Genomic DNA, 12487 nt, shown 5'->3' with positions numbered 1-12487 from the left:
TATACAGAACAATGGAAAAATTAAATCCCTATTTTGGACAATTTGGCGGTATGTTTGTACCACAAATTCTGGTTCCAGCATTAAAGCAACTTGAACAAGAGTTTTTAAAAGCACAAACCGATCCTGAATTTATTGCTGAATTTGCAGAGTTATTAACTGAATACGCAGGTCGTCCAACTCCGCTTACTCTATGCCGTAATTTAACTAAAGGTAAAAAAACCAAGCTTTACCTAAAACGTGAAGATTTACTTCACGGTGGTGCGCATAAAACTAACCAAGTTCTGGGCCAAGCACTGCTTGCCAAACGCATGGGCAAAAATGAAATAATTGCCGAGACGGGGGCTGGTCAACATGGTGTTGCTACTGCACTAGCCTGTGCCCTGCTTGGTTTAAAGTGTAAAATATATATGGGTGCAGTCGATTGTGAACGCCAAGAGCCCAATGTATTTCGTATGCGTTTAATGGGTGCAGAAGTAATTCCTGTCACGTCTGGATCAGCGACATTAAAAGATGCCTGTAATGAAGCCCTACGCGATTGGGCGGGTAGTTATGATAGCGCACATTATCTGCTCGGCACCGCCGCAGGACCTCACCCATTCCCAACGATTGTGCGTGAATTTCAAAAAGTTATTGGCGAAGAAGCGAAACAACAAATACTTAAAAAAGAAGGAATATTACCTAATAAGGTTATAGCTTGCGTTGGGGGAGGTTCCAATGCAATTGGGATTTTTAACGACTTTATTGACGATCCTAGTGTTGAACTTATTGGCGTTGAACCCGGCGGTCATGGCGTTGAAACGGGTGAGCATGGCTGTCCTATATCATATGGCTCTAAAGGCATTTTCTTTGGCATGCACTCTTTAATGATGCAGGATAAACATGGTCAAGTTCAAGAATCCTATTCTATTTCTGCAGGACTTGATTTCCCTTCTGTTGGTCCACAACATGCCTATCTTGCTGAAACAGGACGTGCGCAATATGTTAATGCAACGGACAATGAAGCACTAGATGCATTTAAAGCCCTCGCTGAACAAGAAGGGATCATTCCCGCATTAGAGTCGGCTCATGCACTAGCACATGCATTAAAAATAATTAAAGAAGATGATAAAGAGCAAATCATTATTGTTAATTTATCTGGTCGCGGTGATAAAGATATCTTTACCGTTGCCGAGATCTTCACAAAAAAAGGAATGAAAAAATGAAGCAACGTTATCAAGCATTGTTTAATCGTCTAGCAACAGAGCAGCAAGGTGCATTTGTTCCTTTTGTTACTATTGGTGATCCAAACCGTGAACTATCGATACAAATCATTGATACCTTAGTGAAAGCTGGCGCCGATGCACTAGAACTCGGTATCCCATTTTCTGACCCCGTTGCCGATGGCGTGGTTATTCAAGATGCATCAACCCGCGCACTAAATGCCGGAGCAACCCCCGATAGCTGTTTACAGATTATTGCAGAAATACGTAAAATGCACCCAACCATTCCAATTGGTCTGCTTCTTTATGTTAACCTTGTTTATCGCAATGGTATCGAAAACTTCTATCAACGCTGTGCTGAAGCAGGCGTAGATTCGATTCTTATCGCCGATGTACCACTAGAAGAGAGTGCCCCATACCGCGCAGCTGCCAGTAAATTTGGCCTGCAGCAAATATTTATCGCACCACCTAATGGTGATCAAGAAACATTACAACAAGTCGCGGAGTATGGCGAAGGCTATACCTATCTACTTAGTCGCGCAGGTGTCACAGGCGCTGATGCAAAGGCCGGAATGCCCGTTGAACATATGCTAGCAACCCTTAACAAACATCAAGCGCCTCCTGCACTTTTAGGCTTTGGTATCTCAACACCAGCACAAGTGAAAGAAGCGATAAAATCAGGGGCGGCAGGTGCAATATCAGGCTCCGCAGTGGTCAAAATAATAGAAGAAAATGTTAATGATCCGGCGCTATTACTGTCAAAAATGGATAAATTTATCAGTAAAATGAAAGCGGCAACTCATAAATAATTTGCGAGCTAAATAATGAAAAGAGAGAGCGATGAAACAATTCTTTGAGTTTATACCATTAATCATATTTTTTGCCGTCTATAAAATGGTCGACATCTATATAGCCACAGCATCATTAATGGTGACGACGGGGCTAATGCTTGCCTTTAATTATTATAAAAATGGCAAAGTAGAAAAAATGCACCTCATCACTTTTTTAATGGTATTGGTATTTGGTGCATTTACACTTATCTTCCACGATGATCTATTCATAAAATGGAAGGTTACCATCGTTTATGGCCTCTTTTCAGTTGCTTTACTCGTTAGTCAACTATTTTATAAAAAGCCCATTATCAAACAAATGCTAGGTAAAAAGCTGTTTTACCCGATCATATTTGGAATAACATCAATACAGCTTGGGCAATCTTTTTTTCAGCATTAGCCCTATTGAACCTTTATGTAGCATTTAATTTACCTCAAGATGTGTGGGTAAACTTTAAAGTGTTTGGTCTATTAGCCCTAACCCTTGTTTTTACCGTCCTAAGTGGACTATACCTATACAAATACCTTCCTGTAACTACTCAACCAGAGAGTGATAAATAATTATGTTATACGTCATTTTTTCACAAGATATTGAAAATAGCCTAGCACTACGTAAACAAGCTCGCCCTGCACATATTGCACGCCTACAAGCATTAAATGAGCAAGGCCGTTTAGTTATTGCAGGGCCATGCCCAGCGATTGACAGCGATGATCCGGGTGAAGCAGGATTTACAGGCTCAACGGTGATTGCTGAATTTCCATCACTCCAGGATGCTCAGGCTTGGGCCGATAGTGACCCTTATATCGAAGCGGGTATCTACAGCAAAGTAATCGTAAAACCATTTAAGCAAGCTCTGCCTTAGTCAAATAGGTAAATACTATACAAACGGAGAGAGATAGCTCTCCGTTTACCCCTTGCGCTTGCATTGCAATAATACCAATCGGAATAATACCAATTCCGGTAAGTATGTGATCTAGATTTTGCGCAGGAAAAACAGCTTAATTCAAGGCGTAATTTGACGTAAATGGTTATTCCCTTTGCGAAAATTACAACGCAGCAGTAAGTTGTTTTAACCAGTAAAATAGATCAGCTATTTATCGGAATTGGTATAAATAGCTGATCTATTATTTTTTTAACCAATAAAAAAAATCCGATCTCTTGTGAACATCGGATTTCTATTTCATTCAGTTAACCATTAACCGTTTATAATCACGACTAATCATTAAAAAGAGGTCATTCAGCGATTAAAAGTATTCCTGCTCTGCCACTCTTTTTTCAATGGTAAGCGTAGGATCAACCTCTTCTACGACGGTATCAACCCAACCGCCACCCATTGCTTTATAAACATTAACCAACGAATTGTAATAGGCAACTTGCGCATCAACGCTATTTAACTCTGCTTGAAATAACTCTGTATTGGCGTATAACACTTCTAAATAACTCGATGCACCATTGTCAAAACGCATCTGTGCAAGTCTTGCATAGGTGCGTAAAGAGTCTGCTCTTTTACTCTGAGAAGTATACGATTCCGCCGTTGTTTTAGTTGATACAAGCGAATCATTTACTTCGCGCAAAGCATTTAAAATTGTATAACGATAATTTCCTTCAGCCTCATCTCGCGCAGCCTCAGCGGATTTAACAACCCCCTCTACACGTCCAAAAGTAAATATTGGACCAGCAATATTTGCTCCTAGATTCCATGTTCGAGCACTAGTTTGTACAAAATCGCCTAAATCGGAGCTAACTAAGCCAAGCGCACCTGTGATTGATATATCAGGATAATAGAGTGTTTCAGCCACACCTACTTGTGCATTAGCTGCAATTAAATTTTGCTCTGCTTGCATGATATCAGGGCGGCGAGTAAGCAATGAAGAAGGCAAAGCACTAGGTACCTCTGGTAACTTCATTTCAGCTAAATTCAGACCACGTTTAATAGCGTCAGGATTCTTGCCTAATAAGATCGATAGTATATTTTCTTGCGCTGCAATTTTTGCCCGTAACTCAGGAATAGAAGCCAGTGCTTGCTGATACTGAGAATCTATTTGCGCCACTTCCATCATAGATGCGGTCCCAAATTTATGACGAAGTAAAAATATATCTAAGGTCTTTTTATAACTGTCGGCAGTTTCCTGAGCAATAAGTAATTGCTGATCAAGGCCACGCAAACCGATATAACTTGTCGCTACACTTGTCACAACAGACATGATAACACCGCGACGACCTTGCTCAGAGCTATATACTTGAGCAATAGCCGCTTCCGTTTGTCGTTGTACACGGCCAAACAGATCAAGCTGCCAAGTGGCACCTAACGCAGCGTCATATTGGCTATAGTAGGGATCACTTCCCGTACCAAAAGCCTCTTTTGATAGACGAGTTCGCCCTAAATCGCCACTGTAACCAATTTGTGGATAGAACTCTGCGCGAGTGGTATTTAATGCCCCAAGAAATTGTTCTACCCGACTCGCTGCGATACTAATATTGAGATTTTCTTGTAAAGCCACTGAAATTAAATGATCCAACTCTGGATCATTAAATTTTTTCCACCAACTCTCATTCGCTAATTCAGCAGCAGAAGAGTAGTTAACTCTCCAGCTATCAGCCATTTCAATATCAGGACGTTTGTAATCAGGGCCTAAAGTACAGCCAAATAAAACAACCGAACAACATGCACTAACTAAACTACGTTTAAGGAATCTCATCTTAATTTTCCTCCTTAATATTAGCACTATCAATTGCGGCCACTTCACTGCTTTCAGCTGTTTTATGTTCCTTAGAAAACTTAGCACTAACATTCTCAACAATAACAAAAAACATCGGTACAAAAAATGATGAAATAAGGGTCGATGCTAACATGCCACCAATTACACCAGTCCCCGATCGCATGTAAACTATTTGCACCAGGTCCTGATGCAATCGCCATCGGTACACAACCAAGAATGAATGCTAATGAAGTCATCACAATCGGTCTTAATCTTAATCTAGCACCTTCTATAGCCGCCTCTTCTAAAGACATCCCTTTACGGAAATTATCTAAAGCAAACTCGGTAATAAGGATTGCATTTTTAGCGGACAACCCGACCAAGGTAACAAGTCCAACTTGGAAATAGACATCATTTTCAAGTCCGCGTCCCCAGGTCATTAAAAGAGCGCCACAAATTGCAAAAGGAACGGCAAGCATAACCCCAATCGGTAGTGTCCACATTTCGTATTGCGCAGCCAAAATCAGGAACACCATGACTAAGCCAAAGGCAAAGGCAATAATTGCAGTGTTACCTGCTTTTTTCTCTTGATAAGCCTGACCTGACCAAGTGTAATCATAACCTTCTGGCAATACCTGTTGCGCTACACTTTCCATTGCTTCAATCGCTTGCCCAGAGCTGTATCCGGGTGCTTGTGCGCCGGTAACTTTTGCTGCAGGGAAACCATTAAAACGCGGCAACATATTTGCACCAGCAACATATTTATATGTCGATACTGCAGAAAGTGGTATCTGTTCACCCGTTTGAGATTTAACGTAAATATTATCAAAGTCACTCGGATCATTACGGTATTTACCATCGGCTTGAATAATTACCTGCCAAATTCGACCAAAATCAGTAAATTGTGAAATGTATGAGGAACCAAAATAAACACCAAGCGTCTGATAAATATCAGGTATCGATAATTGCATTAACTCAGCACGTGAACGATCAACATCAAGATAAAGTTGCCTTTCTGACGCTGTAAATGTCGTACTTACGCCCGCTAATTCAGGTTTTTTTCTTGCAGCGGAGAGGAACTCTTGTGTTACTTTTTCCAATTCAGCAGGACTACTTCCGATCTTATCTTGAATATAGAATTCGAACCCTCCCGTTGAACCTAAACCAGGTAATGATGGCGGACTGACTAGCATGCCAATACCATCTTCTATTCCGGCTAAATCTTTGCGTGAGTTTTTAACAACATCAAAGGAACTCATACCAGCTTCTGTACGTTCCTCAAACTCTTTTAATTGCACAAACAATAGACCGGTATTGGTTCTAAATTGTGAATCAAGAATACTAAAGCCGTTTAAAGTCGCAACCGATTTAATCGCAGGTTCATCGTTACGTAGAATAGTCGCAATATTATCATTTACCGCGGTAGTACGCTCAAGACTAGCTGCATCCGGTTGCAGGCTTAAACCAAATAAATAACCTTGATCTTCCTCGGGAACAAAACTACTTGGTAACACTTTAAAGAGCATGACCATTGCAACGATCACACCTAAAAATAGCGATAAACCGATGGTCTTATTGAAGATAAAAAATCTAACACCATGTATATAAAGATCCGTTATTTTATTAAAACCGTTATCAAAAGCGGCAAAAAACGCATGTTTTTTCTTGTCTTCTTTAGGAGCTTTCAAAATTATTGAGCATAAAGCCTGGCGACAACGTTAATGCAACGATACCCGATATCACCATAGAAATGGCAATGGTAATGGCAAACTGTTTATATAACGTCCGGTCATACCACCTAAAAACGCAATAGGTAAAAATACCGACGAAAGTACCAATACGATTGATATTAATGCGCCAGTTAACTCTTGCATCGCCTCTTTTGCTGCAGATTTTGGATCTAACCCCTTACTCTCCATTTTGTGTTCAACGGCTTCAACCACGATAATAGCGTCATCGACCACCAAACCGATAGCTAAGATCATACCGAACAATGTCAGCATATTAGTCGAGAAGTCGAGACCATAAATGCCAATGTAAGCCCCGATAATTGCAATGGGTACCGCAATGACAGGGATAATCGTCGCACGAAGACTTTGTAAAAATAAAAATACAACAATAACAACTAACACTACCGCTTCAAAGAAGGTATGAACAACTTTATTGATAGATTCTTGGGTAAATTTAGTGGTATCTAACACCACCTCATATTCGACCCCTTTAGGGAAGTTAGGCTTTAACTCCTCGAGTGTCTCTTTTACCAAAGTAGCGGTTTTAATTGCGTTCGCACCTGCCTGTTGATATACCACCAATTGACTTGCAATTTTGCCATTTGTTTTAGCGGTCAATGAGTAGTTTCTTGAGCCTAACTCACTATGGCCAATATCACGTACACGTACGATTGATGCGTTATTTTCAGTACCCGCTCTGATCATAATATTGTCAAATTCTTCGGGCTTAACCAACATACCTTGGCTGGTAATCGGAATATTTTGTATTGTACCGGCAGGCGAAGGATTAGCCCCTAACTGACCAATACCAAAGGCTTGATTTTGTCCACTGATCGCATTGGTGATTTCAGGAATAGTAATCCCCATTTGCGCTAGTCTATCTGGCTGTAGCCACAAACGCATAGCGACGTCAGGACTAGGGTAAACCGTTGATAAGTTAGCACCTGGTAATCGCTTGATCGCATCCCAAATATAGAGATTAACATAGTTGTCTAGCTCTACTTTGCTCATTTTCTTTTCATCTGCGGTAAAACTAATTACCATCATGAAAGATTGCGATACCTTTTGCGTTGTTACACCCTGTGCATTTACGATTTCAGGAAGTTGAGCCGTTGCCTGCCCAACCCGGTTTTGCGTGTTAACCTGTGCGATATCTGGATCAGTTCCTGGTTCGAAGGTAACAACGAGTGTCATGTTTCCAGAAGATGAACTTGTGGAAACCATATAGATCATATTATCGACACCATTAACCTGCTGCTCAATAGGCGCAGCAACAGTATTAGCAACCACCTCTGCGGTCGCACCAGGGTATGTCGCAGATACATTGATTGTAGGAGGAGCAATATCGGGATATTGCGAAACAGGAGTGACCGACATAGAGACCAAACCAGCTAATACAATAACGATAGATATAACCGAAGAAAAAATTGGTCTATCAATAAAAAAACTTGGGCCCATTATTATATCCTTAATTAATGCTCAACAGATTCGGTGGTCTTCACCTGATCTTTTGTATTTTCAGGTTTCGCGGACTCTTTTGCTTTAGGAATATAATGTAAAGCTTTCACCTTCATTCCAGGTGCTGTGGTTTTAAAACCATCAACGATTAGCGCTTCCCCACCATTAAGACCATCTTCGATAATCCAACCATCACCTAACCACTCACCGATAACAACTGGCTGAGCTTCGACGATGCCTTTATCATTAACCACTAGAACGATAGGTCCATTAGCACGTTGTTGCACTGCCTGTTGAGGGATAACGATTGAATTAGGACGTTTTGCCCCTAATATATTTGCCGATACAAACATACCAGGTCGTAGATAAAGATTCGGATTTGGTACCACGGCTCTTATTTTCACCGTACCTGTATTTTTATCAAAGATAGGCGAAGAAAAGTCCAAGTAACCTGTATGAGGATATGTACTGCCATCGGCAAGCACGATTTCAAATTTATAATCGCTTTGCTCTGGTGCTGTTATCAAGCCATCTTTTTGCTCTTGCATATACTTAGTTAATTCATTTTGCGATAAAGCAAAATTGACCCAAATAGGATCTAATTGCGCAACGTAAGAGATATAAGCAGATTCCCCCATTGAATTTAAATAGGCTCCTTCACGTTGGAAGGCTGCACCACTTAATCCGGTTACAGGGGCTTTGATAGTTGTATAACTCAGATTCAATTGTGCATTTTTTACCGCAGCTTGAGCTGAATATACGGCGGCTTCTGCAGCCCGTTGTTCGCCTGTTGCTGTATCTAAATCACTTTGGCTCATCGCATCAGCTTCAGCAAGTGGTTTAATACGTTTTAAATTTGCATTGGCGGTCCATAATCTTGCCTGTGCAGCTGCCAACTCACCTTTTGTCGCATCAAGTTCACTTAAAAACGGACGTTTATCCATAATAAACATGACGTCACCTTTTTTAAGAGCAGTACCTTCTTTATAAGCAACTTTATCTAAGAAGCCTGAAACTCGGGCAACGACAGCAACCTCTTTGGAACTCTCTAGCTGAGCCAAACGTGGGATTTTAATATCCACGGTTTTTGGTTCAACAGTAATGACTTTAACCTCTCTGACAACAGGAGGCGGTGCATCAGTTTTTTTATCACATCCAACCAAAAAGAAACCTAACAATAATAATAAATGTTTGCTAGTAAGAGGATATGTCACGTAAAGCCGGCGCCCTATTTTAATCACTATGCGGATTCCTTGTTTTTAACTCTAACGGTAAAATTTTAGACTCACTTAAAAAAAGTGCCAATGAAAGTTCGTTTTAATTCAATAGATTCACTAAATAAAACGGCGATGATCGCACTTTAACAGAGAGAAAGGATAATTCAACATTAAATATATTATTACATGATAAAGCTTGATTTTTATACGCCTTTAATGTGATGTTTATTGGAAAGTAATGAAATATCAACAATGGAGATCATTCATTGTTTGCCACTCTTTATCACTTTTTAAGTTGGCAATTCAAGCATATCTTTCTATGTACAGGCACCAGCAAAAATAATTAATTTTTTACCATTTTTAAAGGATGGCTTAATGAACTACTCATTTATATTTATTAAAATATAGGAATGGGTATAACCCATCATATTGATGGGTTAACTATTAGCAAATCAATCAGCTATGATTAACTGCGCAACAAACAGGACAATGCGTGTGTTTCATTGCCAATTAATCGTGGTTTTTCAGCTGCACAACTATCCGTTGCAATCGGACAGCGTGTACGGAATACACAACCTGAAGGCGGGTTAATTGGCGAAGGTAACTCCCCTTCTAGCATCTGTATTTTTTTATTACGCTCAATACGCGGATCTGGAATAGGCACAGCAGACATTAACGCCTGCGTATAAGGATGTTTCGGATCTGCAAACAACGCTTTACATTCACCAAATTCAACCGGATTACCAAGGTACATCACCAATACACGGTCTGCTATATGTTTCACAACGGAAAGATCATGGGCAATAAAAACTAAGCTCAAACCAAACTCCTGTTGTAATTCTTTCAATAAATTAACAACTTGTGCTTGAATTGATACATCTAAGGCTGAAACGGGTTCATCACAAATGATCATTTTTGGTTTGAGTATTAATGCGCGCGCGATACCAATACGTTGACATTGCCCACCGGAAAACTCATGGGGATAACGGTTAATCACGTTCGGCAATAAGCCAACGCGAGACATCATCTCTTTGACCTGTGCTTTAACCTCATCTTTACTTAAATTGGGGTAAAAAGTACGTAATGGCTCAGCGATAATATCCCCCACATTCATGCGAGGATTTAATGATGCCAAAGGATCTTGAAAAATCATCTGAATTTCTTTACGCTTGAGACGTAAATCTTCATCAGCGAGTTGAGTTAAATCTTCACCTAACCAAACAATGCTGCCGGCAGCGGCAGGTACTAAGCCTATAATCGCACGCGCTAAGGTTGATTTCCCGCACCCTGATTCACCTACGACACCTAAGGTTTCCCCTTCGTACAATTTAAGCGAAACACCATCAACAGCTTTTAACTCTTTTCCATTAGCCCAAGGCCAAATCGATTTAGAAGGAATAGCAAACTGAACTTTCAGATCATTAATATCAAGAATTAATTTTTTATTACTACTCATGACCAAGACTCCCAGTCAGAAAAACAAGCACGGGAGCGCTGTTCTGCAAAAGGTATTAATTGCGGCGCTTCTTTTTTACAACGTTCCATAACACGATGACAACGATCTTGGTATGGGCATCCAGTCGGTAAATTTAATAAATTTGGTGGATTACCCGGAATAGTTGGTAATATATCGCCATCCGTATCTAAACGAGGAATCGCCCTTAACAATCCTTCGGTGTAAGGGTGACTTGGTTTGTAGAAAATTTCATCCACTGTGCCATATTCCATGGTACGCCCTGCATACATCACTAAGACTTTATCACAACTGCCAGCGACAACGCCTAAATCGTGTGTGATCATGATAATAGCCGTATTAAACTCCGCTTTTAATTCATTTAACAACGCCATGATCTGAGCTTGAATAGTGACATCAAGCGCCGTTGTTGGTTCGTCAGCAATCAGCAATTTAGGACGACACAACAGTGCCATTGCGATCATCACACGTTGACGCATACCGCCTGAAAACTCATGGGGATACATATTAATACGTGCTCTTGCTTCTGGTATTTTAACTGCCTCAAGCATTTTTACCGACTCTTCAAAGGCCTCTTTTTTACTCATACCTTTGTGTAAAATTAACACTTCCATCATCTGTGCGCTGACTTTCATGTAAGGATTAAGTGAAGTCATGGGATCTTGGAAAATCATGGCAATTTGTTCTGCACGCACCTTGTTGAGTGCTTTTTCTGGTAAATTGAGAATTTCATTACCTTCAAATTTTGCACTGCCGTTAATTATGCCATTTTTGGCTAATAAGCCCATCAAAGCAAATACAGTTTGCGATTTCCCTGAGCCAGATTCACCAACGATACCCAGTGATTCGCCCGCTTTTAAAGAAAAATTAAGATCATTGACGGCGGTTACATCACCATCTTGTGTGGTAAATTCAACACGTAGATCTTTAACATCTAATAAATTCATTATCTATCCTTCAATTCTTTTATCTGTCTTTTGGATCTAACGCATCGCGTAAACCATCACCGATATAGTTAAAGCAGAAGAGCGTGATCACCATAAACGCGGCAGGAAAAGAGATCTGCCAAATAGCCACTTCCATGGTTTGTGCCCCCTCTTGCAATAAAGCGCCCCAGCTTGTCATCGGCTCTTGTACTCCGAGCCCTAAGAAACTGAGAAAAGATTCCGTTAGGATCATGCTCGGCACTAACAACGTGGAATAGACAGCAACGATACCCAATACATTGGGGATAATATGGCGTCTGATAATATTCCATTTACTGACACCACAGACTTGTGCAGCTTCTATAAACTCCTTGCCACGTAGACTCAATGTTTGCCCACGTACAATGCGCGCCATGTCTAGCCAAGCAATAGCACCAATCGCAACAAAAATAAGAATAATATGACGGCCAAAAAAGGTGACTAATACAATCACCAAAAACATAAAGGGAATAGAGTAAAGTATTTCCAGAATACGCATCATCGCTCTATCGACTTTACCACCAATGAAACCAGAAGTAGCACCATAAACAGTACCAATAATGACCGCGACAAATGCCCCTAAAACACCAACCATTAATGAGATTCGACCACCAATAAAAGTACGCACCAATAAATCTCGCCCAAGGCTATCTGTGCCAAACCAGTGCACACTGGAGGGGCCTTCATGCATGGCATACCAATCGGTGTCATCATAGGCAAACTCTGCAAACATCGGTACAAAAATAACAGATACAGTAATCGCAACTAAAATGAATAGACTCACCATCGCCGCTTTATTGCGCATAAAACGTATTCGCGCATCCTGCCAAAGACTGCGCCCTTCAATCTCTAAATTTTCAGCTAAACTTTCCACTGTGGCGCTATTTTTTTTTGTGTTTAACATAAGATTAGTC

The 12487-nt window shown here is 40.5% G+C and carries 8 protein-coding genes and 2 pseudogenes; 4 read left to right on the top strand and 6 right to left on the bottom strand.

The window, feature by feature from the left end; genetic code table 11:
* Positions 1-11: 11 nt before the first annotated feature.
* The 4 genes and pseudogenes from trpB to AB1A03_RS13380 all read left to right on the top strand — a co-directional run bounded on the left by trpB (position 12) and on the right by AB1A03_RS13380 (position 2892).
* The gene (gene trpB / locus AB1A03_RS13395) at positions 12-1202 is read left to right on the top strand and encodes a tryptophan synthase subunit beta (protein ID WP_354625127.1); all 1191 of its coding nucleotides are present in this window, start codon (positions 12-14) and stop codon (positions 1200-1202) included.
* Positions 1199-2008 (top strand): tryptophan synthase subunit alpha, encoded by an 810-nt coding sequence (gene trpA / locus AB1A03_RS13390; protein WP_354625126.1) that lies wholly within the window; start codon positions 1199-1201, stop codon positions 2006-2008. Before trpB ends, trpA begins: the two co-directional genes overlap by 4 nt.
* Positions 2009-2039: 31 nt before the next feature.
* Positions 2040-2590, top strand: a pseudogene (locus AB1A03_RS13385) (septation protein A).
* A gap of 2 nt (positions 2591-2592) precedes the next feature.
* The gene (locus AB1A03_RS13380) at positions 2593-2892 is read left to right on the top strand and encodes a YciI family protein (protein ID WP_354625125.1); all 300 of its coding nucleotides are present in this window, start codon (positions 2593-2595) and stop codon (positions 2890-2892) included.
* Positions 2893-3274: 382 nt separating this feature from the next.
* Here the strand turns inward: AB1A03_RS13380 and AB1A03_RS13375 are convergent, their stop codons facing one another.
* The 6 genes and pseudogenes from AB1A03_RS13375 to oppC all read right to left on the bottom strand — a co-directional run bounded on the left by AB1A03_RS13375 (position 3275) and on the right by oppC (position 12477).
* A complete protein-coding gene (locus AB1A03_RS13375; protein ID WP_354625124.1) occupies positions 3275-4729 on the bottom strand; it encodes an efflux transporter outer membrane subunit in 1455 nt (484 codons plus the stop codon).
* A gap of 95 nt (positions 4730-4824) precedes the next feature.
* Positions 4825-7917: pseudogene (locus AB1A03_RS13370) on the bottom strand (efflux RND transporter permease subunit).
* A 14-nt stretch (positions 7918-7931) separates the two neighbouring features.
* Positions 7932-9158: an efflux RND transporter periplasmic adaptor subunit gene (locus AB1A03_RS13365; RefSeq protein WP_354625123.1), complete on the bottom strand. Its 1227-nt coding sequence runs from the start codon at positions 9156-9158 to the stop codon at positions 7932-7934.
* 442 nt (positions 9159-9600) lie between these two features.
* Positions 9601-10590, bottom strand: coding sequence for a murein tripeptide/oligopeptide ABC transporter ATP binding protein OppF (oppF, locus tag AB1A03_RS13360; RefSeq protein WP_354625122.1), 990 nt, complete (start codon positions 10588-10590; stop codon positions 9601-9603).
* On the bottom strand, positions 10587-11555 hold the full coding sequence (locus AB1A03_RS13355; RefSeq protein WP_354625121.1) for an ABC transporter ATP-binding protein: 969 nt from the start codon (positions 11553-11555) through the stop codon (positions 10587-10589). Before AB1A03_RS13355 ends, oppF begins: the two co-directional genes overlap by 4 nt.
* Before the next feature lie 19 nt (positions 11556-11574).
* Positions 11575-12477, bottom strand: coding sequence for an oligopeptide ABC transporter permease OppC (gene oppC / locus AB1A03_RS13350; protein WP_354625120.1), 903 nt, complete (start codon positions 12475-12477; stop codon positions 11575-11577).
* Positions 12478-12487: the final 10 nt, after the last annotated feature.

The organism is Psychromonas sp. MME2, assembly GCF_040566515.1.
Classification (GTDB): Bacteria; Pseudomonadota; Gammaproteobacteria; order Enterobacterales; family Psychromonadaceae; genus Psychromonas.
Note: the sequence above shows the minus strand (reverse complement) of the source record. Positions and strands in the feature narration are given on the sequence as shown.

Coding starts and splice junctions, on each gene's coding strand:
- trpB (WP_354625127.1), top strand. CDS start 12: ATGGAAAAATTAAATCCCTATTTTGGACAATTTGGCGGTATGTTTGTA.
- trpA (WP_354625126.1), top strand. CDS start 1,199: ATGAAGCAACGTTATCAAGCATTGTTTAATCGTCTAGCAACAGAGCAG.
- AB1A03_RS13380 (WP_354625125.1), top strand. CDS start 2,593: ATGTTATACGTCATTTTTTCACAAGATATTGAAAATAGCCTAGCACTA.
- AB1A03_RS13375 (WP_354625124.1), bottom strand. CDS start 4,729: ATGAGATTCCTTAAACGTAGTTTAGTTAGTGCATGTTGTTCGGTTGTT.
- oppF (WP_354625122.1), bottom strand. CDS start 10,590: ATGAGTAGTAATAAAAAATTAATTCTTGATATTAATGATCTGAAAGTT.
- AB1A03_RS13355 (WP_354625121.1), bottom strand. CDS start 11,555: ATGAATTTATTAGATGTTAAAGATCTACGTGTTGAATTTACCACACAA.
- oppC (WP_354625120.1), bottom strand. CDS start 12,477: ATGTTAAACACAAAAAAAAATAGCGCCACAGTGGAAAGTTTAGCTGAA.